Source organism: Ochrobactrum sp. BTU1, assembly GCA_018798825.1.
Taxonomy (GTDB): Bacteria; Pseudomonadota; Alphaproteobacteria; order Rhizobiales; family Rhizobiaceae; genus Brucella.
The window spans coordinates 1,922,972-1,944,975 of record CP076354.1 but is presented as its reverse complement, the minus strand read 5'-3'; the positions used below and the strand labels follow the sequence as shown (position 1 = coordinate 1,944,975).

Sequence of the window (22,004 nt, the reverse complement as noted above, 5' to 3'; positions counted from 1 at the left end):
ACGCCACCTGAAAGCAGGCCCGTACCAAGAGCAGTTCCCGATGCGTGAAATATGGTTTCCATCGGCAATTGCGGCAGGACAAAAGAACAGAGCACAATGTCTTCCGAGACCGTCAGCTATTTTTCGCATCCATTTCCCCGTCGCCAATCCGTTGGCGTGAGCGTTGGCGGAGTTATCGTTGGCGGCAGCGAACCTGTTGTTGTCCAGTCGATGACCAATACCGATACGGCTGATATCGATGGCACTGTAGCGCAGGTTGCAGCTTTGCATCGCGCGGGTTCCGAGATTGTGCGCATCACGGTGGATCGTGATGAATCCGCTGCTGCCGTTCCAAAAATTCGTGAGCGTCTTGAACGCCTGGGCATGAATGTGCCGCTGGTCGGAGACTTCCATTATATCGGCCACAAACTACTCGCCGATCATCCGGCTTGTGCGGAAGCGCTCGCAAAATATCGCATCAATCCGGGCAATGTCGGCTTCAAGGACAAGAAAGACAAGCAGTTCGCCGATATCGTTGAAATGGCGATCCGTTATGACAAGCCTGTCCGTATCGGCGTTAACTGGGGATCGCTCGATCAGGAGTTGCTGACCACGCTGATGGATCGCAATCAGGCTGAGGGTGCGCCTTTGAGCGCGCAGGAAGTCATGCGTGAAGCCATTGTTCAGTCGGCGCTGATTTCGGCAAATCTTGCAGAAGAAATCGGCCTTAGCCGCGACAAGATCATCCTGTCGGCCAAGGTCAGTCAGGTGCAGGATCTGATTGCCGTTTACACAATGCTTGCACAGCGCTCCGATCACGCGCTGCATCTCGGCCTCACCGAAGCGGGTATGGGCACCAAGGGCGTTGTCGCTTCGTCGGCTGCCATGGGTATCCTGCTTCAGCAGGGCATTGGCGATACGATCCGTATCTCGCTGACGCCGGAGCCCGGCGGCGACCGCACGCGCGAAGTGCAGGTGGCACAGGAACTGCTGCAGACCATGGGTTTCCGTCAGTTCATTCCGATTGTTGCCGCGTGTCCGGGTTGCGGACGCACGACCTCAACCGTGTTTCAGGAACTGGCGCAGAATATTCAGGACGATATTCGTCGCAGTATGCCTGTCTGGCGCGAGAAATATCCGGGTGTGGAATCGCTTTCGGTCGCAGTCATGGGCTGCATCGTCAACGGTCCGGGCGAATCGAAACATGCTGATATTGGCATCTCGCTTCCCGGCACGGGCGAAACGCCGTCCGCACCGGTCTTTGTCGATGGCAAGAAGGTTACGACGCTGCGCGGACCTGAGATTGCCGCCGATTTCCAGAAGATGGTTGCCGAATATATCGAAAACCGTTTCGGGCTTGATCGAAAGATCGCTGCTGGTCAGAACTGATTTCAGTTTGATACTGGGCGCGTTGCGACCTCCGGCATTGATTTACGGGTCGCAGCCCAGAATGTGAGTGTGAAGAGGCTGATGCCAGCACCCAGCAGGCAGACACCGTTCCAGCCCGCATAAGCATAGATCCATGTTGAAAGAGACGAGCCGCTTGCGCTGCCGATGGAATAGAAAACCATATAGGCAGCGGTGAGTCTGTTCTGTGCCTCGGGCCGCACGCGATAGATCATTGCCTGATTGGTGACATGCACAGCCTGAAGTCCGAAATCGATGACGAGCACACCTGCAATCAGCCAGAGCAGTGAATAATTGAGCAGGGCAATTGGTATCCACGATAACAGCATCAGCGTGAGCGCGATGCCGGTCATGCGCTGAGCCTGCCCCCGGTCCGCAGCCGCGCCCGCACGAGAAGCGGCAAGCGCACCTGCGGCTCCGGCCAGGCCGAACAGTCCAATTTGCGCATGGTTCAATTCAAAAGGCGGTGCGCTGAGGGGCATGACGAGCGGCGCAAGCAGCGTGGTGATATCAGCAAAGATCAGCATGGCAATGATTGCGCGGACACGGAGCACGGGTTCGGAGCGGAACAGCGTTACAAGTGACAGAATAAGCGCGGGGTAGGAGACGCTGGTCGTTTGACGATTCTGTTGTGGCAGGCTGCGCCATAGAAGTAGCGAAATCAGCAATGTGAGTGCTGCGGAACTGAAGTAAACGCTGCGCCATCCGCCAATATCAGTGAGCGCGCCAGCTATGGCGCGTGCCAGCAATATGCCAAGTACGATGCCGCTTGTGACAATCCCCACCACATGACCGCGCCGCATCGGATCGGCAAGGCTCGCCGCATAGGCAACGAGTGCTTGTGTGACGACAGCCAGAAGCCCCGTCGTGGCCATTGCCAACAACAACATGGTAGCAGTTCCTGCAAAGCCAATGGCTAGAAGCGATAAGACCGACAGCAGGAAATGCGTGAGAATCAGTTTTCGCCGGTCGAAAAGGTCGCCAAGGGGCACCAGAAAAATGAGGCCGATTGCATAGCCGACCTGGCTAGACGCAATGATAAGGCCGGCGGTTGAACGTTTAAGCCCCATATCATCTGACATCACATCAAGAAGCGGATGTGCGAAATAGACATTGGCCACAGCGAGGCCACTGGCAATGGCAAACAGCAGCAGTGTCGCTCGGGAAAGCGAAGGGCGCACAAGGTCGTTCGCGGCAGACGGTGCTGCCGCGCTGGGATAGGACTGCATGATTGGCTCCTGCAAAATGGTTTTAAAATGAAACCATTTTGCTTTTAGCGCGATTGGTTTTATATTGCAACCAAGTTGAAATGCATGGAGTAAACATGGTTCGCAAGAAGAGCCTAAAAGGTGACTATTGCCCAAGCGCGCGTGCGCTGGATGTGATCGGCGACTGGTGGTCGCTATTGATCGTGCGCGAAGCTTTTGATGGGGTAACGCGGTTCAGCGCATTTCAGAAGAATCTGGGCATCGCGCGTAACATTCTGGCTGAACGGCTGCGCAAGCTGACGGGCGAAGGCATTATGGAGATGGTGTCCGATCCCAAAGGCGGCGCACATCAGGAATATCGACTGACCGCCAAGGGTCGTGATCTGTTGCCGGTTGTCGTTGCTCTGCGGCAATGGGGCGAGAACTATCTGTTTGCGCCTGATGAGCCGCATTCAAAACTGGTTGATACCATCAATGGTGAAGGCGTGGCGAAGCTTGAGGTGCGCGCACTTGATGGCCGCCAGCTCTCGGTCGATGACGTTGCCATCATCAAAGTGCGTGAAGAAGATCTCTAAGAGCTGGCTTTGACGCGCATCGGTCAGAAAACCGTTTCACATTTTTCGGGATGCGCTTTAGCTCTGTCGCTCTGCGATGAAGCGAGCGGCCTGTTTGAGAATCACTGCATCTTCGCCAAATGGTTCCAGCAGGCTTTCCGCCTGAGCCACCAGACCGGAGAGCTGCTTGCGCGTCCAGTCGATGCCATGCAACGCAACGAGCGTGGCTTTGCCTGCCGCTGCATCCTTGCCTGTTGCCTTGCCCATGATCGCCGCATCGGCAGTTACATCAAGAAGATCGTCGGCAAGTTGGAAGGCGAGACCGATGGCCGAACCGAATTCCGCCATGCGTTCGCGGTCTTCGCGCGATGCGCCTGCAATGATCGCTCCGGCTTCACAGGCAAAACGAATCAGCGCACCAGTTTTCATGGCTTGCAGCGTGATAATGCCTGCTTCATCGGGTTTGTTATCTTCCGCCATCAGATCAAGCGCCTGACCACCGGCCATGCCGCCAATGCCGGAAGCCCGCGCCAAAGCTGAGACCAGTTCGATGCGAATGCTGGCCGGAAGATCGGTTTCGTCTGAGGCCACGATGTCAAAAGCATAGGTCAGCAGGCTGTCGCCCGCGAGAATCGCTGCGGCCTCATCAAAAGCCTTGTGTACGGTCGGTTGACCACGCCGCATATCATCATTGTCCATCGCTGGCAGATCGTCATGGACGAGCGAATAACAATGGATGCACTCAAGCGCGGATGCCACGCGCAGAACCGCATCGCCATGCTGACCAAAAAGGGCTGCACTTTCGATGACGAGGAAGGGACGCAGTCTTTTGCCGCCGTTCAGCACGCCGTGGCGCATGGCAGCGAGCAGTCGCTCGGGGCGAGCCACTTCGCCGGTGCGCAAACGAAGATCCAGAAGCCCAACCAGCATTGTCTCGACTTCGAGGGCGCTTAGGTTCAGGGATTGAGCAAAATCGACAGACACGTTTTCCATGTCTAAAGGGGATGGACGAAAGCGCTGATTTGGTCAACTGGCCACATCGATCAGCACAGGCTTTTTCATCAAGCGGTCATCAAACAGCGGATTTTGAGCCATAAAGCGCTCAATTTGGTCGCTGAATTCCTGCGGCTGATTATGGAATCAGGTTCATTATTGTTAAGGAATAGTTTATGTCGCTTGAATGGGGCTAAAGCAGTTCAAGCTAACACTCGAGCTGCTTTATCTATTTGTCTTACGCATTTTCGAACGCAAAATCGATTCTCACTTTTGCTGGAAATGCTCTAACAGGCTGTGGACGTGGCAAAAATCATTCTCAAGAGTAAAGATGGTCGCGGTTACTTGGCTGATCCCGTTTGGGGTGGCAGAATTGCCCTCATGCTCAAGATTTTGGTGGTGCTTGCGGTTCTGCCGCTTTTTCTGATCCTGGTCTATTCGGTTCCTTTTGTTCGTCCGATCTCGACATTGATGGTGAAGGACTATGTTCTTCTGCGCGATGTAGATCGGCAGTGGGTCAGCATTGAGGATGTTGCACCTGTTCTTGTGAATTCGGTGATGATGGCTGAGGATGGACAGTTCTGCAGCCATGGCGGCGTGGACTGGCACCAGCTCAGTCTCGTGCTTGATGATGCGGGTGAGGGCGGTCCAAGCCGCGGCGCATCGACCATCACCATGCAGACTGTGAAAAACCTGTTCCTGTGGAACGGCCGGTCTTATGTCCGCAAGGGGCTCGAATTTCCTTTGGCGCTGGTCGCCGATGCCGTGCTGTCAAAACAGCGTATTATGGAGATCTATCTCAATATTGCTGAATGGGGACCGGGCATCTATGGAATCGAGGCGGCCGCCCAACATTACTTCAATCGGCCTGCATCACGTCTGACTGCCCAGCAAGCCGCTTTGCTTGCCGTAACGCTTCCCAATCCCGCTTTGCGCAATCCGGCAAAGCCAACGCGCAACATGCAGCGTATCTCGCGCATCGTTGCCGGGCGCGCTTCCAGGGCCGGGCCCTATGTGACATGCGTTCGATAAACGGCTGGACAGGAAAAAAGATAAGACTCTGACTGGTCAAATGCAGTGAGAGCGTGTATAGGCACGTGACTTTCCGGAATTATGTCCGATGTGACAGGCTCCTCGGGGCCGTGCCGGACGTTTGTTTATCGATCAGTGGAGCTGGATCCATGGCAGTACCAAAACGCAAAACGTCTCCGTCGAAGCGCGGCATGCGCCGTTCGGCAGACGCTCTCAAGGCCCCGACTTACGTCGAGGACAAGAACTCGGGCGAACTTCGTCGTCCGCATCATATCGATCTTAAGAGCGGTATGTATCGCGGCCGTCAGGTCCTCGAAGCTAAGGAATAGTCTTAGGCTGCATCGCAGCTGAAAGATGAATTTCAAAAACGCCGTTTCCGGTCTCCGGAAGCGGCGTTTTCTTTGTTCTAATGCAATAGCAACTATGCATTCTATGTTTATTCAAGGTTTTATCAAAAGGTAAAAAATCACAATTTTGCCTTATAAATTAAGAAACATCACCCTTGTTAGTTATTCAACTTTCTATGGGTTGTAAAAATGGATGATGTTATCAAAATTATTATCGGTAACGGCGGTTTATCTGTAAATTCCGGTGTTTCATTTTTTAATGTTGTAAATTGTACATTATATAATGAAGGGTATATTCAAGTTATATCGGATACACCTTCTTTTGTTGGCAGCGTGGAACATGCCTTGCCGGGTGCAATAGCGCATTTTGCGAATAAAAATCTGAAATGATAATTCGGGTGTCTTCAATACAATTCTATGAAACGCCGCGTATATTGATGGGATACGCGGCGTTTTGATCTTATCCGATGTCGGCTGTAAAGCCCGTGCCTTCGATGCCGGCTACGGCTGCTGCTTCATCATTGTCAGATGTATCGCCGGAGATGCCGACAGCGCCGATAATTTCGTTTGTGCTGTCTTTAATCAGCACGCCGCCGGGCACGGGCACGATTCTCCCGCCTGAGACGCCTGACAGCCCCTCAAGAAAATGCGGACGGTCTTTGGCCTGATTGTGGAGCCAGCGTGAGCCAGTTCCTACAGCCAGTGCGCCGAAAGCTTTTCCGGATGCGATTTCAAAGCGGAGAATCGAAGTTCCGTCCTGTCGCTGAAAGGCTTTCAGATGGCCGCCTGCGTCGAAAACAGAAACGACTATCGGCTTCAACTGCAACTCGGCTGCCTTGGCAAAGGAACCGGTAATGATCGCATTGGCATTATCTAATGTCAGGCTTGGCATAGAAATCTCCTTTGATTGCATGAAGCTAATCTAACGACTGTTGAAGGACACGTATGGTGAAAACTATATGTGTGGAGAAGAAACTGATTATCGTTTTGAGCGAAGGTGCCAAACCCGCGGACACGCCAGAGCTTGCCAAGGTGTCTGTTTTGGTCTTTCTCTGTCGGTGATTTTTCAAGGAGGAAAGAATGACTGCATCGCAAAGCCAGAAAGCCATAATTATTGCCAGCGCAGCCCGAACAGCGGTGGGCGCGTTTAATGGCGCTTTCGCAAATGTGGCTGCGCATGAACTGGGCGCTACTGCAATCAAGGCAGCTCTTGAGCGCGCAGGCGTGGACGCTGCTGATGTGGATGAAGTCATTCTCGGTCAGGTGCTGACGGCAGGCGAGGGGCAGAACCCGGCACGGCAGGCTGCGATGGCCGCAGGATGCCCCAAGGAAACGACTGCATTCTCAATCAACCAGCTTTGTGGGTCAGGCCTGCGTGCTGTCGCACTCGGTATGCAGCAGATTCTGTCGGGCGATGCGAAGATCATTGTGGCAGGCGGTCAGGAATCGATGTCCATGGCACCCCATTGCGCGCATTTGCGTTCCGGCGTGAAGATGGGCGACTTCAAGATGATCGATACGATGATCAAGGATGGCCTGACGGATGCCTTCAATGGCTACCATATGGGGATCACCGCAGAAAACATCGCCAAGCAGTGGCAGCTCAGCCGCGATGATCAGGATCAATTCGCATTGGCATCGCAAAACAAGGCCGAAGCTGCACAGACCGCAGGTCGTTTCGAGGATGAGATTGTTCCGTTTGCCGTAAAGAGCCGCAAAGGCGAGACGATTGTATCTGCGGATGAATATATCCGCGTTGGTGCAACAATCGAGGCGCTGACAAAGCTCAAGCCTGCCTTTGACAAGGAGGGCACGGTTACGGCTGGCAATGCATCCGGCATTAATGACGGTGCGGCGGCTGTTGTCCTGATGGATGCGGATGAAGCCGCAAAACGCGGTGTCGAGCCGCTCGCGCGCATTGTTTCGTGGGCAACGGCGGGTGTTGATCCATCGATCATGGGGACTGGACCAATTCCTGCTACCCGCAAAGCGCTTGAAAAAGCTGGGTGGACGGTCGCCGATCTGGAACTGGTTGAAGCGAATGAAGCCTTTGCAGCTCAATCCTGTGCTGTCGTTCGCGATCTTGGTATTAATCCAGAGATCGTGAACGTCAATGGTGGTGCAATTGCGATTGGCCATCCGATCGGTGCGTCGGGTGCGCGTGTGCTGACCACCCTGCTATACGAAATGAAGCGTCGTGGCGCAAAACGCGGACTTGCAACCCTTTGCATCGGTGGCGGCATGGGTGTCGCTATGTGCGTTGAGCGGTCGTAATTCCAGAACGCCATGAGACAAGAACGCCATGAGTATGGCTCATGGCGTTCTGATTATGCTCCAGTGGTGATCGAACTTTTTCAAGGCGCGATGCATCAGCATCTTGAGCCGCTTGGGCATAAGAGGCTCAAAAGTTAACAGCGGGCGTCAGTATCACTGTCATGGAGCGGCGAATTCTTGCCGCTCTAGGGTGTTTGGATAGGATCAGCCACTATATCTGGTGAGAACAAAGCCGGAAAATATGCGGATCAGCGATTCGTCGCCGATTCGTTCCGGCTTTGGCCTGAAGGTTAATGAAAATCGGTTCTCATGTGACGAGAGCTTTAACTAACTGTCAGGAAATATTGATATTTTATGAATAGACCATCTGTCGCCTCAGCTCGCAGAATGGCTTCCGAGATAAAAGTTAACGCGGCCGCAGGTTTGTTCTGGTTTAGGGCTGATTACTAACTGAGGTGATTCATTATATGGTGGGAATTGAGCGTTCAGCCACTATATGTTGCCGTGAACAAAAGGCGAAGGAAGTTCTGTGAGCGATTCGTCGCCGATTCGTTCCAGAGTCGTTCTATTTATTAAAAGGCACGTTTGTTAAGATGCTGGCTGATGGAAGACCAACCTTCAATCCTGTGTTTTAAAACGGATGGTCATTTGAAAGCCGTTTTGTTCTTTTCAGGGTGCACGCGAGATAAGTTCCGGATAGAACAGTAAAGACTGGATCGTGCCGGAAACGTCCCGAAACATGGATTGAAACTTAACAGGAGCGCTTTCGGCTCAAGTCATATAGTGCTAACGCATGGCTTTACGTATGGCATTTGTTCCGGGAATTCTATTATTGGCATGAACCAACTCCCTGCCCATGATCTGCCGCTGACCTTGAGCGGCCGCGGTGTTACTGCGGTTCTGGGGCCAACCAATACCGGCAAGACGCATCTCGCTATCGAGCGGATGCTGTCGCACGGCAGTGGCATGATAGGTCTTCCGCTGCGCCTTTTGGCGCGCGAGGTCTATAATCGTGTGGTTGAACGGGTAGGGGCTGCCAATGTTTCGCTGATTACTGGCGAAGAAAAGATCACGCCGCCGACCTCGCGTTATTCCGTCTGCACAGTCGAGGCCATGCCACGCCGCACGGATATGCCTTTCGTGGCTATCGACGAAGTGCAGCTGGCAGGCGATCTCGAACGCGGCCATATTTTTACTGATCGCATTCTGCATCTGCGCGGACGTCAGGAAACGCTGCTTTTGGGTGCTGGCACCATGCGCGGCATTCTTGAAAAGCTGTTGCGCGGGATTACGGTGGTGACGCGTCCTCGCCTGTCGCATCTCACTTATGCGGGTTCAAAGAAGATCATCCGCCTGCCAAATCGCTCGGCGATTGTGGCCTTCTCTGCGGAAGAGGTTTACGCCATTGCCGAGCTGATCCGCCGCCAACGCGGCGGTGCTGCGGTGGTTATGGGCGCTCTTAGTCCACGCACGCGGAATGCACAGGTCGAGCTTTACCAGTCGGGCGATGTCGATTTTCTGGTTGCGACCGACGCGATTGGTATGGGGCTCAATCTCGATGTTGATCATGTCGCCTTTGCACAGAATCGCAAATTCGATGGCTATCAGTATCGTGACCTGACGCCGGCTGAGCTTGGGCAGATTGCGGGCCGCGCCGGGCGTCATCTGCGCGATGGTACATTTGGTGTGACCGGGCAGGTGCGTCCGCTGGACGATGAAATGGTCGAGCGAGTTGAAGCCCATGACTTTGACCCTGTGAAAGTTATGCAATGGCGTACAGGGCGTTTCGATTTTTCATCGTTGAGTGCGTTGCGCTATTCTCTTGAAACGCCGACGCCGATCGAAGGACTGACCAAGGCGCTGCCTGCTGTTGATCAACAGGCGCTTGAAAATTTGTCAAAAGACGAAGACATTGTGCGGCTTGCAAATTCGCCTGCGCGGATCGAACTTTTGTGGGATACCTGTGCGCTCCCCGACTATCGTAAGATTGCGCCGGCACAACATGCCGATATCATAGCAACCATCTATCAGGATCTGGTCCGCCGAGGGAGCGTTGATGAAGATTATATGAGCGAACAGGTGCGCCGCGCCGACAGTACAGAGGGGGAAATCGACACTCTGTCTCACCGCGTGGCGCAAATCCGTACCTGGACTTTTGTGTCGCACAGGCCGGGATGGCTTGCCGATCCGACACACTGGCAGGAAAAGACGCGCGAAATTGAGGACAGATTGTCCGATGCGCTGCATGAAAGGTTGACGAAACGCTTTGTAGACCGCAGGACAAGCGTGCTTATGAGGCGCCTGAGAGAGAATGCCATGCTAGAAGCAGATATCAGCTCGACCGGAGACGTAATTGTCGAAGGCCATAATGTCGGGCAACTGGAAGGATTCCGTTTTACAGCCGACGTTCAGTCCGATGGACCGGATGCGAAGGCAGTAAAGACGGCTGCACAAAAGGCGCTGGCCGCCGAGTTTGATCGTCGTGCGGAGCGTTTCGCTGCTGCTCCCAACGGCGACTTCGCACTCGGTTCGGATGGCGTTCTGCGCTGGGTCGGCGCAACTGTCGCAACGCTGGTTGCAGGCGACGATGTTCTGAAGCCACGCGCGGTCATTTTAGCTGATGAGCAGCTGACTGGTCCGGCACGCGACAAGGTTGCAGCCCGCATCGAACGTTTTGTGGCGCATCATATCGAAACCATTTTGAAGCCTCTGACCGATCTCAGCGCCGCCGATGCGCTGACCGGCATGACGCGTGGTCTGGCTTTCCAGATTGTTGAGAGCCTTGGCATTCTTCAGCGTCGCGATGTGACCGAAGAAGTCCGTGGCCTTGATCAGGATTCCCGTGCCGCTCTTCGCCGTCTTGGCGTGCGCTTCGGTGCCTATCATGTTTTCATGCCAATGCTGCTGAAGCCTGCACCTGCTGGTCTCATCACGCTGCTCTGGGCATTGAAGAACGATGGTCGCGAACGTGCCGGTTATGGTGACGTGGTCAATGTTCTGGCCGCTGGCCGTACATCGGTTGTCGTCGATCCGGCTTTCGATCATCAGTTCTACCGCCTTGCAGGCTATCGCGTGCTGGGTCGTCGTGCTGTTCGTATCGACATTCTGGAACGTCTTGCTGACCTGATCCGTCCGGCTCTTGCCTGGCGTCCGGGTTCGGGCACTCGTCCGGAAGGCGCTTATGATGGCGGACGCTTCATCGTCACGCCGGCGATGATGTCCATTCTCGGTGCAACCACCGAAGATATGGAAGAAATCCTGAAGAGCCTTGGCTATCGTCACGAAGCTGCAGAAGCTGCCGCTGTCACAGCAAAGCTCGCTGAACTCGATGCATTTGCGGCTGCCGCCGCGCAAGCGGAGGCTGTTGTTGAAGATACCGTCTTCAAACCAGCTGTTCCTGCTGCCGCACCTGCGAGCGAAGCAAAGCCTGCTGTTCCTGCAGCTGAACCTGTGCCTGCACAGGTTGAAGCTGCTGCTGCAGCGGAAGTGTCGGGTGAAGAAAAGCCTGCCGTTCAGCTTACTGAAGCGCCTGTTGAAGAACCAAAGCCTGTTCTTCTGTGGCGTCAGGGCCGTTTTGAAGGCCGTAATAACCGTAATCAGGACCAGAACCGTCAGCGCCATAACCGCCCACAGGGTGGCCAGGGCAATGAGGCCCGCAAGTCTGAAGGCGGTTCGGAAGGCGGCGAAGGCCAGAACGCGCGTGACAATCGTGGTGGCAAGCGTTTCGACAAGAATCGCCGCAACCATGATGGCGAAGGCCAGAACAAGCGCGAAGGCTTCAAAGGCAAGCCACGCGATGGCAATCGCGATCGTCAGCCTAAGCGTGACCATGGCAATAATCATCAGGGCAACAAGCGCGTCGAGCAGGAACGTCCGGTACGGATTGATCCCGATTCGCCTTTTGCCAAACTTCTGGCGCTCAAGGAGCAGTTGAAGAAGTAAGATGACCGGCGAACACGGCGCAAGACAGCGGATCGACAAGTGGCTGTTCTTTGCGCGCGTGGTCAAATCAAGATCGCTGGCGGCGAAACTCGCCGTCGGCGGCAAAGTCCGCGTCAATCGCGATAAGATTGAGCAGGCAGCCTATCAGGTTAAAGTCGGCGATGTTCTGACGATCACGCTTGATCGGCGCATTCTGGTTTACAAGATACTTGCCCCTGGCGAGCGGCGCGGTCCAGCGCCCGAAGCGCAGCTTCTTTATGAAGATATGACACCCAAACCCGTACCGGGAGATCAGGTCGCTGAGCCAATACAGCCACGACGCGAAAGCGGTGCAGGCCGTCCAACCAAGAAAGAACATCGCGAAACTGATCGTTTGCGCGGCAATTAGAGTGAATCCCAATAAGTGGGCATCGGTTTTCGGGCGTAGATGCGCGTAAAATTGGCCGGATAGAGCATTTCAATTGAAGCAGGAAACGCTCTATGGCGGACGCGATGACGCAGGATAGCGCCTCTGTGCGATAGAAATTGCGTATCAAAGCCTTAAAATAAAAGTCTTTTCCGCGTTTAGGTTCATAAACGAAATGTCGTTTCAGATGTTCGTGACATAGTGATATTGCGGCGATTGGGCTCTTGTCATGGGCAGATAAAGTCGTTACCTCACCGTTGGCGATTGCAAGGGCATGAGCTGGCAAGCAAGCCACACGCCGTAGCCACCATATGCGTGACACATATGTCGTGACCGGAGCGAAATCATTCAGATGTCCGATCTGAGTGTTCAAACAGCCAGTTCAAGATAGATAAGCCGTTCCTTCAAATAGAAGGTTGGCAACAGGAGTTGGACAATGACTTATGTCGTGACCGATAATTGCATTCGTTGCAAATATACGGACTGCGTCGAGGTTTGTCCTGTCGACTGTTTCTATGAAGGCGAGAACATGCTCGTCATCAATCCCGATGAATGCATCGACTGCGGCGTTTGTGAACCGGAATGCCCAGCGGAAGCCATCAGCCCGGATACCGAGCCGGGTCTCGACAAGTGGCTTGAGCTGAATGCTGAATATGCTGCCAAGTGGCCTAATCTGACGGCTAAGAAGGATGAACTTCCTGAAGCCAAGGAAATGGACGGCGTAACTGGCAAGCTTGAGCAGTTCTTCTCGGCAGAACCGGGTTCGGGCGACTAAAAATCGCATTGCGGGCGCGTTTTGTCTGCACGAATGCGCGAATACAGCCTATTTTAAGGGCGTCTAAAGTTGCCGAAAGTAAGATATTTGGCAATTTGTTGATTCTTGCGCAAAATTGTGTTAAGTTGCACAGATAATTTCGGTGACTGGACGTCAACTCGTGGCGCAAACGCATTAATCTCTGAAAGGGCTAGCTTTTTTTACTGGGCTGTATGGCACCGGAACGGATTTTTGCGATTTCGCGTCCGTCCCTAACCAACCTTCCCGGTAGATAAATCTGTGTCCGAGACGCGCTTTCAGTTCAAACCGCAACGACTTCCGTGCCTCTCCCAAGTGGCGCGGTCGATATCATGTGTAAACCGGCGAGTTGCGCCGGGCACAACAGGGAGTATTAGAGCGTATGACATCCCAGCAGAAGAAGACACCGGCTCGTCAGGGTTTCAAGACCGGTGAGTCCATTGTGTATCCAGCTCACGGCGTTGGCCAGATCGTAGCGATCGAAGAGCAGGAAGTAGCCGGCCATAAGCTTGAGCTTTTTGTTATCGACTTTGAAAAAGACAAGATGCGCCTAAAGGTGCCAGTCGCCAAGGCTGTCAGCATCGGTATGCGCAAGCTGTCGGAAACCGACTATGTTGAGCGTGCTCTCAAGGTCGTTCAGGGCCGTGCACGCGTGAAGCGCACCATGTGGTCGCGCCGCGCTCAGGAATATGATGCAAAGATCAATTCCGGCGATCTGATTATGATTTCTGAAGTTGTCCGCGATCTGCATCGTGCTGAAAATCAGCCAGAGCAGTCCTACTCGGAACGCCAGCTGTATGAAGCAGCGCTGGATCGCATGGCGCGCGAAATCGCAGCTGTGAACAAGCTTTCAGATACAGAAGCTGTCCGTCTTATCGAGACCAATCTCGCCAAGAGCCCTAAGCGTACCAAGGCTGATGCCGACGCTGAAGGCGATGTCGACGGTGATGAAGTCGAAGCAGCGTAATCAATTACGCCCGCACTTCTTTACAGCGGTTCCAGTTAAGAATGAATCGTTAGAACCGCTGTAACTGTTTGTCTTACGCATTATCCGACGCAAAGCCGCTTCGCACTTTTGCTGGAAATGCTATAAAAAAGCCCGCCATTGGCGGGCTTTTTATTTATGGGGCGAAGAGTAGCGGCTCTTGCCCAACGGGCTATGTGTCCTATTTTCTTGGTATCTCAAAGATTTATCGCGCTCCGGATGGAACCGGAGGGTACTTTCTGCGTTCTTCTCAAACCAGTTCGTAGCGGGTTTGTTTTGCGGCGTACCAGTCTGGCCTCAGGACAGGTCTGTGAAAGGCAGTTTGAACGAATACAAGATGTTCATTCAATTGTTCTTTGCAGAGCTGGAATAGTTTCAGTTTCGGGCCTCAGATTTCCCTGAGAGCACCGCAGCCAGAACAGGAGAGCCAGATGAAGCAGTCATCAATGAGCAGTTCCTCCACCGTTCCGCCGACACGCTTGCCGATATCTGCGCGCAGCATTCAAGCGCCAGCTGCATCCTCCCAATCGATGATCCGCAATGCGATGTCTGCGCCTTACCTTGAACGCGAAGAAGAACGCGACCTCGCCATTCGCTGGAAAGAAAACAAGGATCAGGATGCGTTGCATCGGATTACCGCCTCGCACATGCGGCTGGTAATTTCGATGGCCGGTCGTTTCAGAAAATTCAAGCTTCCGATGAGCGATCTCGTTCAGGAAGGCTATGTTGGTCTTCTGGAAGCAGCTGCCCGTTTCGATCCTGATCGCGAAGTGCGGTTCTCCACCTATGCATCATGGTGGATCCGCGCATCGATGCAGGACTATATCCTGCGCAACTGGTCGATTGTGCGCGGTGGTACCAGCTCGGCGCAAAAGTCTCTTTTCTTCAATCTCCGTCGTCTGCGCTCCAAGCTCGCGCAGGAAGACGAGACGATGAGCAAAGCCGATATCTATCGCGAAATTTCGACCCAGCTCGGGGTTTCGGCAACAGATGTCGAATTCATGGATAGCAGGCTGTCTGGTTCCGATAGTTCATTGTCGGCATCAATGAATAATGATGAATCAGGCACTTCCACACGGATGGATTTTCTCGTCGATGATCATCCTTTGCAAGACGAAGTCGTGGAAAGCACGATCGATATGGAGCGTCGCGTCAGCTGGCTTCATACGGCGCTTCACGCGCTGAACGAACGAGAGCTGCACATCATTCGCGAGCGTCGGCTCGACGATGACGGCGTGACGTTAGAAGCACTGGGCGAAAAGCTCGGTATTTCCAAGGAACGTGTTCGCCAGATTGAAAGTCGGGCAATGGAAAAGCTTAAACTGGCCCTGCTCGACCAGCATGAGATGGCGGCTTATCAGGCCTGATTTCCCTGAAGTCGGGCTGACCAGTCTTCGACCTTGCGATTTTCAAGACGGCGGACAGCATAGCGCTTCCAGCCGTCCGCAAGGTGTGGAATCTGCGCCATCAGCGCCAGCTCCTCATAATTGAGCATGTCCACATAGAGCAGATGCCATACGCGATGCAGCGTCCATTCCGGTGACAGGCGCTCGACGAGGCGCATCGTGTCGCCTTCGCTGACTATACCCTCTTCAAGAACCCGGTAATACCAGCCACTGCGGCCGCTCTTCTGTACGCGGATTGCCATATCTGTGATGTCGAAGCGGGCATTGAGCTTCCAGCAAGGCTGGCGGCCCTGCGAGACTTCAACGAGCGCACTGCCAAGGCGGAAACGATCGCCAACCGCCACATTATGCTCGGTCAGCCCGGTGGTGGAAATGTTTTCGCCAAAGGCACCGGGCATTTCGAGGCGCGGATTTTCACCAACATCGTCAACCCAGGTTGCATAATGATCGTGCGGGTAATGATGGACGGCCTTTTCGGGGCCGCCATGCACTTTCCTGTCGCCCTGTGCGTCGCATTCGAGCCCCTCACGCAGCAAACGAACGGGGCCAGATACCGGCTTCTTATCAATGCCGCTCGGTGCGCCACGCGGTCCCAGTGGAGCGATCTGGCCTGCAAGCAATGACTCGACGATGACTTCCATGGGCTTAAAACGTCTCGTGATTTAAACTATTCATGCGACATGCTTCATTCACTGATGATCTTGACGCGATCACCTACAGAAACTGTCGCGCCCGCCGACATGGCATTGAGCAGGCGGAAGAGTTCAAGTTTACGCGTTGTGCCCTGCATACGTGCGGACAGGCTGCCCATTGTATCGCCGGGCTTCACTGTCACGACACGGATACGCAATGGCTTGAGCGCTTCCTGTTCGGTCGGCGTCAGTAGACGGAAGGACTGTGTTACGGTCTGCGATGCAGGCTGCAGAGCAGTGCTGCCTTTTGGAGCAGCCGTCAGGAAGCGATAGACCTTATTGTTGGTGCCGATCACCACAATGTCGAACTGCCAGCGATCAGCGCTTGCGCTCGCAGTTGCAGCAGGCATGCCGTTGATCGTGATCGGACGGATCGAGCTTTCATCAAGCCCTGTCACCCAGCCCGACTTGATATAATCGGTGAGGTTTGAGCCGGAAGGCAGCGATGCGCCGTCAAAGCGGATTGCCACTTCGCCCGGACCGCTGGCCATGACGGCATTGGCAGAATTGTCGATGGTGAAGCCAGCAGGAGCCGTAAAGGTTACGCCGAGCTTTGGATGGATGAAGGTCTGCTCACGCACATAGCCTTCATTTGGCGAGTCGCCGTAAAGCAGCCCGTCGATACCATTGAGGAAGGAATCGCGATCCGTGGTGCCGACACCCGGCGCACCGATGCGGCGCGCGTGGCCGAGCGCAAGCTGAATGCGCTGTGGCGTTGCCGGGTGGCTTGCAAGGAAGTCGAGGCTTGCATCGGTTGCACCCGATACGGAGCGGAAATCGGTATAGGCTTCCATAGACTGCAGGAAGCGGGCGGAGGCAAAAGGATCGTAGCCTGCTTCGCCAATCATCTTGATGCCGATAGCATCGGCCTGCAGTTCCTGATTGCGCGAGAACTGTGCAAGGCGAAGCTTGCCGCGGATGGTTGCTTCGCGGCTTGCACTCTCATTATGCAGCACTTCGGTTGCGACACGACCCGCAATAGCCGTTTCGACTTCCTTCTCCTGACGAAGAATGCCGTGATTGGCGACGACGTGACCCATTTCATGCGCGATGACGGCTGCGACTTCGGACGAGTCGTTAGCAAGCGCCAGCAGGCCGCGCGTTACGTAAAGAAAACCGCCCGGCAAAGCGAAGGCATTGATGTTGGGGCTGTCGAGGATTGTGATGCGATAGGTCTGATCCGGCTTGTCGGAAACCGTTGTCAGATTGCCGACGATCTTGGCGACCATGCGCTCAAGCTTCGGATCTTTATACTCGCCGCCATAGGTGGCGAGGATGCGCGGATGCTGTTGCGCGCCGATCTGTGCCAGTCGGTCGTTACGAGTGACGTTTTCAACGGTGACAGGATTTGAGGAAGGCTGCAGCCCAAGATCTTTGCTTGAATTGATCGACTGACAGCCTGAAATCAGGCTGACAGCAAGCAAGCCAAAACCAATGGCTGGTTTCCGCCAATTGCGCTGTGCCCGTTCTGGCAGAGAAAGGGGGAGACACAGGGAGGCCCGGAGACGGGTCGTGTGACGGAACAGTATTTTACCCTCGCAATTGAATCAGCACCGATAGCATTGGCGCAAATCTAGCCATAGACTGAAGTACCTACAAGAAGTAGATCAGTCCTCAAAGCCGTTCTTCAAGGCGAATGCGAACAAAATATGTCCACAGCGTTAACTCTATTTGAGCTTTGAGGTTTCACCACCGATATAGTGTTTCAAAGCTTCCGGTCCAGATGGCGACAGCAACTCATGGGCAGGGCCTTGTGCGGAAATTCGGCCATTGTCGAGAAATAGCAACAGTGCGTCGAGATAGAGCGCGTCTTCCGGCGTATGCGTGACCATCAGAACGGTCATGCCGTTTTCCTTGTGCAGCTCCCTCACAAGATCGAGCATCTGGTGCCGCAGAGCAGGGCCAAGCGATGCGAAGGCTTCGTCCAGCAATAAAACGGGTCTTGCCCGTACCAGCGCGCGTGCAATTGCGACGCGCTGGCGTTCGCCGCCCGAAAGCGCTTCGGGTTTGCGGTTCTCTTTGCCTTTCAGCCCCACACGCTCCAGTGCCGTCGCGATAGCGGCGCGGTCCTGCTGGTTGAGCTTCAGGTTCGGAGAGCGGCCAAGCCCGACATTCTGTTCAACGCTCAGATGAGCAAACAGATTGTTTTCCTGAAACACCATCGATACGGGCCGAGATGCTGGCGGCAGGCTTGTTACATCTTCATTGCCGATTTTGATTTGCCCTGACTGCGGGGTTTCAAAACCGGCGATCAGGTTCAGCAGAGTGGATTTGCCAGAGCCGCTGGGTCCGACAATGGCTGCAATCGCACCGCCCGGAATGGTCGCTCTGAATTCCATCACTGTTTCGCCATAGCTGAAACGCACAACATGGAGCTTGATTTCGCTGAGGCTACTCTTGCTGAGCGCATTCATGGGAGCGGTATTTCCTTTCGGGACGCGGCTGCGCGGTCGGCAATCATCATCAGACAAAGACATAAGATTCCGAGGATCAGGGCAAGGCCGGCTGCATCGAATGTGCGGTAGCTGCCCATACGCTGCAACAGCAGATAGGGTAGGGTTTGCAGCGCGTCGCTGCCAAAAAGCGCAATGGTTCCGAGATCACCAAGCGAAAGCGCCATCGCAAATGCGAATGCCATACCGAAAGGCCTGCGAATGGCTGGCCAGTCGATGAGCCGCAACCGGTTGAAGCCGGATATGCCGAGCTGCGCGCAAAGTCGATTATGACGAACAGCTGATGTATCCCATGCCGGACGCAGCAGGCGCACGGCAAAAGGCATTGCCATTGCCGCATTGACTGTCACGACCATGAAAGGGGCCATCGTGAATGGGTCGGTGAAGTGACGCAGCAAAATAAACCAGCCAGCACCAATGACGATAGGCGGCATCACAAGGATGAGGCTTGCACCCGTATCGAAAAGATTAGCCAAGCGCCTGCTTTTGGTTGCTTCGCGCGCTATCACAAGGGAAAGCGACAGGATGACGGCAAGAAGCGCTGCGCCAAATCCCAGAACAATGCTGGTGCCAATGGCATTTAATACGGCTCTTTCGCTCATCAGGCGCATGAGATCAGCAGCAAGACCGGACACCACAATGCCTGTAACGGGCAAAGCCACATAGAGAAAGCCGATGCCAATCGCCACGATGTTGAAGAGGCGTTCAAGACCGTCTGGCCTGCCATAGCGGCGTGGGGCAGTGGTGAGAGTGAAACCCTCCTCCGAAGGTCGACCCGTGAGGCGTAAGGCTGCGAGAATCAATATGGTGAGTGTCAGCTGTGCCAGTGTGAGTGCCACGGCGCGTGCTGGATCAAAGTCGAAGTGCAGGCTTTGATAGATTGCAACTTCCAGTGTCGTGGCGCGTGGTCCGCCGCCGAGTGTGAGAACCGTTGTGAAGCTCGTTACACAGAGCATGAAGATAAGGCCGATCATGCCGGGCAGATTGCGCCTTATGGTCGGCCATTCAATCAGGCGAAAGCGAGCTGTGCCCTTCATGCCGAGTTGTGCTGCGAGTTTCCAGTAGTCAGCGGGAATCGATTCATAGGCTGCCAGAATGAGCCGCACCGCCAAGGGCATATTGAAGAATACATGCGCGATCAGAATGCCGGTCAAGCCGTAAATATCGGGTTGTACTGGATATCCCAGCGTCTGCGATAGCTGCGCGACAAAGCCGTTGCGCCCGTAAATGCTGGTAATGCCGAGCACAGTGACAAGGGCGGGCAGGGCGAGCGGCAGCGCGAAAAGGCGCAGGATCAGCCCACGGCCGGGAAAGCGGGCTTCCGAATAAAGAGCGCGCGCGACAGGAATGGCAAACAGTACCGAAAGCAGGCTCGACAGAACCGCCTGCCAGATCGTGAAACGTGCAATACGCTGAAGATAGGGATCAAGAAATATGCTGAAGCTGAAGCCGCTGGCCTCAAGTCCCAGGGCGATTAGTGAGCCGCCGACCAGACTTGCCAGAAAGCCAAGCGCCAGTACGCCCGCAAGAGATTTGATTGCGGGCGTTGTCTGGACTGGCCGGTTGCTGGTCAGCGTTTCACTCATTTGCTGGAAGCTGCCAGCCATTCATCGACCCAGGCCTTGCGGTTCTTTGCAACCTCGTCTGCCGGGATGAGAAGTGTCTTTTCCGGCTTCGGCAGTTTGTCGAAGGCGGCCGCAAGAGGCGCGGATGTTTTGCCTGCCGGGAACATCCAGTTGGTTTCAGGGATTACATCCTGAAAGCCTGGGCCGGTCATGAAAGCGAGGAACTTCTGCGCCAGCGGGTTCTTGGCACCCGTTGTTGTCTGGGCGGCAAGCTCGATCTGAAGGTAATTGCCTTCAGGATAAGCCAGCGCCTTATAGCGTTCCGTATTCTCGGCAATCATATGATAGGCAGGGGAGGTGGTGTAGGACAGCACCATTGGCGCTTCACCTTTGGTGAACAGGCCATATGCTTCCGACCAGCCTGGAGTAACCGTGAGAATGCGCTTCTGTAACTTTTCCCATGCTTCGCCTGCCTGATCGCCATAGACCGATTTGATCCAGAGCAGAATGCCGAGGCCCGGTGTCGATGTACGCGGATCCTGAATGACGATCTTTTGCGAAGGGTCGCCTTCGACCAGCTCTTTCAGGCTTTTGGGCGGATTTGGCAGCTTCTCGGAATCATAGACGATGGCGAAATAGCCGTAATCATAAGGTACGAAAATATCGTCCTTGAAGTCGCCCGGCACTTTGACATTGGAAAGATCAATGCCGCTTGGCGCGAAGTAGCCCGTGGCGCGTGCTTCCGTGGTCAGGTTCGTGTCGAGGCCAAGGACGATGTCCGCTTTGGTATTGCCGCCTTCAAGCTTCAGGCGATTGAGCAGTGCTACGCCATCAGCCGATGCAACCCATTCCAGCTCGCAATCGCATTCTTTCTCGAAGTTTTCCTTGACCTTTGGACCTGGGCCCCACTCGGAAACGAAGCTGTCATAGGTGTAGATGGTCAGCTTGTCTTTGGCCTGTGCAACAGGCGCAAAGGCAAAAGCTGCGGTCAGCGACAGGGTAAGCAGAGATAAAAGCCGCATAACGGCATTCCTTTCTTTTATTCGAAAAGATTGAGCGCCGCTTGGGAAATCGGTCAGCATCTAATCCCTCCGCCGGTACAAACCGGATCAGGTTCAGCGGGTTAGCCGGAGTGCGGCTTCTCAGCCATTCAGAGATTGAATGGCACCCCGTTAGAGCAGGGCTGACAATAGATGTTTGCATCAGGAAGGGCAAGGGATCGCAATGCGGGCTTTCAGCTATAATTTCTGCATGTTATGAGCGGTTTATGAGCACATTTGTCATTCTACTCGGCGGCGATCTCGTCGTCACGGATCGCCTGAAAAGCCAGATTGCAGGAGCGCGTGTTCTTGCGGCAGACAGTGGCATACGTCATGCGGCCGCGCTGGACGTGGAGCCGGAACTGTGGCTGGGGGATTTCGATTCCGCTTCCGATGCTTTGCAAAAGCAGTATGCCCATGTGCCGCAGAAGAGTTTTCCGCGCGCCAAAGACATGACCGATGGTGAGCTTGCGCTGTCGGAAGCCTATGAGCGTGGCGCCGACAAGGTCATTTTGTGCGGCGCTTTTGGCGGCACCCGCACCGATCATACGCTGTTGCACCTCACCATGGCGACGGCTCAGGCAGCGGACGGTCGCAACATTCTTCTCTCAAGTGGAGAGGAAGAAGCATGGCCGCTGGTGCCCGGTGATTATCTCTATGATTTTGCAGACGGCACATCGTTCAGCGTCATAAACTTCTGCACAGTTGAAGGTTTGTCGATCAAAAATGCCGAGTGGCCGTTAGATAATGTGACACTGCCTTTCGGCTCTTCCTGGACCGTATCCAACATTGTGCGTGGAACTCTTTGTGTTTCCGTGCGTTCTGGTCTTGCGATACTCGTAGCTAACTTTGGTGAAGAGACCCCGCTTTAGGACGGCTGCTAACCTTATCAATTGAAACTGCTTGACGCTGACGGTCGAAACGTATT

At 54.5% G+C, this 22,004-nt stretch carries 20 protein-coding genes and 1 riboswitch; of the genes, 12 read left to right on the top strand and 8 right to left on the bottom strand.

Going from position 1 to position 22,004, the window contains the following annotated elements:
* Nucleotides 1–96 precede the first annotated feature (96 nt).
* Nucleotides 97–1,368 (top strand): flavodoxin-dependent (E)-4-hydroxy-3-methylbut-2-enyl-diphosphate synthase, encoded by a 1,272-nt coding sequence (gene ispG, locus KMS41_09440; protein QWK77309.1) that lies wholly within the window; start codon nt 97–99, stop codon nt 1,366–1,368.
* 2 nt (nt 1,369–1,370) lie between these two features.
* On the opposite strand, the gene KMS41_09435 is transcribed toward ispG, so the two are convergent.
* Complete coding sequence (locus KMS41_09435) at nt 1,371–2,615, bottom strand: MFS transporter (protein ID QWK77308.1); 1,245 nt, start codon at nt 2,613–2,615, stop codon at nt 1,371–1,373.
* Between the two features lie 95 nt (nt 2,616–2,710).
* Here KMS41_09435 and KMS41_09430 point away from each other — a divergent pair, with 95 nt between their 5' ends.
* The gene (locus tag KMS41_09430; GenBank protein QWK77307.1) at nt 2,711–3,169 is read left to right on the top strand and encodes a helix-turn-helix transcriptional regulator; all 459 of its coding nucleotides are present in this window, start codon (nt 2,711–2,713) and stop codon (nt 3,167–3,169) included.
* A gap of 57 nt (nt 3,170–3,226) precedes the next feature.
* Here KMS41_09430 and KMS41_09425 read toward each other — a convergent pair whose 3' ends face one another.
* Nucleotides 3,227–4,141 carry a polyprenyl synthetase family protein gene (locus tag KMS41_09425; GenBank protein QWK77306.1) on the bottom strand — a complete coding sequence of 305 codons (915 nt, stop codon included), beginning with the start codon at nt 4,139–4,141 and terminating at the stop codon, nt 3,227–3,229.
* Nucleotides 4,142–4,444: 303 nt separating this feature from the next.
* Here KMS41_09425 and mtgA point away from each other — a divergent pair, with 303 nt between their 5' ends.
* From mtgA to KMS41_09410, 3 genes are all read left to right on the top strand, one after another.
* On the top strand, nt 4,445–5,173 hold the full coding sequence (gene mtgA / locus KMS41_09420; protein QWK77305.1) for a monofunctional biosynthetic peptidoglycan transglycosylase: 729 nt from the start codon (nt 4,445–4,447) through the stop codon (nt 5,171–5,173).
* 149 nt (nt 5,174–5,322) lie between these two features.
* On the top strand, nt 5,323–5,502 hold the full coding sequence (rpmF, locus tag KMS41_09415; protein QWK77304.1) for a 50S ribosomal protein L32: 180 nt from the start codon (nt 5,323–5,325) through the stop codon (nt 5,500–5,502).
* 207 nt (nt 5,503–5,709) lie between these two features.
* On the top strand, nt 5,710–5,910 hold the full coding sequence (locus KMS41_09410) for a hypothetical protein (protein ID QWK77303.1): 201 nt from the start codon (nt 5,710–5,712) through the stop codon (nt 5,908–5,910).
* 70 nt (nt 5,911–5,980) lie between these two features.
* Here the strand turns inward: KMS41_09410 and KMS41_09405 are convergent, their stop codons facing one another.
* Entirely contained in the window at nt 5,981–6,412 is a 432-nt protein-coding gene (locus KMS41_09405; GenBank protein QWK77302.1) for a heme-binding protein, read from the bottom strand.
* Nucleotides 6,413–6,600: 188 nt separating this feature from the next.
* Here KMS41_09405 and KMS41_09400 point away from each other — a divergent pair, with 188 nt between their 5' ends.
* The 6 genes from KMS41_09400 to KMS41_09375 all read left to right on the top strand — a co-directional run bounded on the left by KMS41_09400 (nt 6,601) and on the right by KMS41_09375 (nt 15,287).
* Nucleotides 6,601–7,794, top strand: a complete 1,194-nt coding sequence (locus KMS41_09400) for an acetyl-CoA C-acetyltransferase (GenBank protein ID QWK77301.1) — start codon at nt 6,601–6,603, stop codon at nt 7,792–7,794.
* Nucleotides 7,795–8,631: 837 nt separating this feature from the next.
* The gene (locus tag KMS41_09395) at nt 8,632–11,736 is read left to right on the top strand and encodes a helicase (protein ID QWK77300.1); all 3,105 of its coding nucleotides are present in this window, start codon (nt 8,632–8,634) and stop codon (nt 11,734–11,736) included.
* Nucleotide 11,737: 1 nt separating this feature from the next.
* Nucleotides 11,738–12,124, top strand: a complete 387-nt coding sequence (locus KMS41_09390; protein QWK77299.1) for an RNA-binding S4 domain-containing protein — start codon at nt 11,738–11,740, stop codon at nt 12,122–12,124.
* Nucleotides 12,125–12,578: 454 nt separating this feature from the next.
* The gene (locus KMS41_09385; GenBank protein ID QWK77298.1) at nt 12,579–12,917 is read left to right on the top strand and encodes a ferredoxin family protein; all 339 of its coding nucleotides are present in this window, start codon (nt 12,579–12,581) and stop codon (nt 12,915–12,917) included.
* A gap of 400 nt (nt 12,918–13,317) precedes the next feature.
* Nucleotides 13,318–13,902, top strand: a complete 585-nt coding sequence (locus KMS41_09380; protein ID QWK77297.1) for a CarD family transcriptional regulator — start codon at nt 13,318–13,320, stop codon at nt 13,900–13,902.
* A 449-nt stretch (nt 13,903–14,351) separates the two neighbouring features.
* Nucleotides 14,352–15,287, top strand: coding sequence for an RNA polymerase factor sigma-32 (locus tag KMS41_09375; GenBank protein QWK77296.1), 936 nt, complete (start codon nt 14,352–14,354; stop codon nt 15,285–15,287).
* On the opposite strand, the gene KMS41_09370 is transcribed toward KMS41_09375, so the two are convergent.
* From KMS41_09370 to thiB, 5 genes are all read right to left on the bottom strand, one after another.
* The gene (locus KMS41_09370; GenBank protein QWK77295.1) at nt 15,278–15,967 is read right to left on the bottom strand and encodes an MOSC domain-containing protein; all 690 of its coding nucleotides are present in this window, start codon (nt 15,965–15,967) and stop codon (nt 15,278–15,280) included. The genes KMS41_09375 and KMS41_09370 overlap by 10 nt on opposite strands.
* Before the next feature lie 44 nt (nt 15,968–16,011).
* Nucleotides 16,012–17,493, bottom strand: a complete 1,482-nt coding sequence (locus KMS41_09365) for a M48 family metalloprotease (GenBank protein ID QWK78832.1) — start codon at nt 17,491–17,493, stop codon at nt 16,012–16,014.
* Between the two features lie 192 nt (nt 17,494–17,685).
* Complete coding sequence (gene thiQ / locus KMS41_09360; GenBank protein QWK77294.1) at nt 17,686–18,432, bottom strand: thiamine ABC transporter ATP-binding protein; 747 nt, start codon at nt 18,430–18,432, stop codon at nt 17,686–17,688.
* Nucleotides 18,429–20,078 (bottom strand): thiamine/thiamine pyrophosphate ABC transporter permease ThiP, encoded by a 1,650-nt coding sequence (thiP, locus tag KMS41_09355; protein QWK77293.1) that lies wholly within the window; start codon nt 20,076–20,078, stop codon nt 18,429–18,431. Before thiP ends, thiQ begins: the two co-directional genes overlap by 4 nt.
* Entirely contained in the window at nt 20,054–21,058 is a 1,005-nt protein-coding gene (thiB, locus tag KMS41_09350) for a thiamine ABC transporter substrate binding subunit (protein ID QWK77292.1), read from the bottom strand. The genes thiP and thiB overlap by 25 nt, the downstream gene beginning before the upstream one ends.
* Nucleotides 21,059–21,105: 47 nt before the next feature.
* Nucleotides 21,106–21,218: riboswitch (TPP riboswitch) on the bottom strand.
* Nucleotides 21,219–21,303: 85 nt separating this feature from the next.
* Here thiB and KMS41_09345 point away from each other — a divergent pair.
* A complete protein-coding gene (locus KMS41_09345) occupies nt 21,304–21,948 on the top strand; it encodes a thiamine diphosphokinase (protein ID QWK77291.1) in 645 nt (214 codons plus the stop codon).
* Nucleotides 21,949–22,004 lie beyond the last annotated feature (56 nt).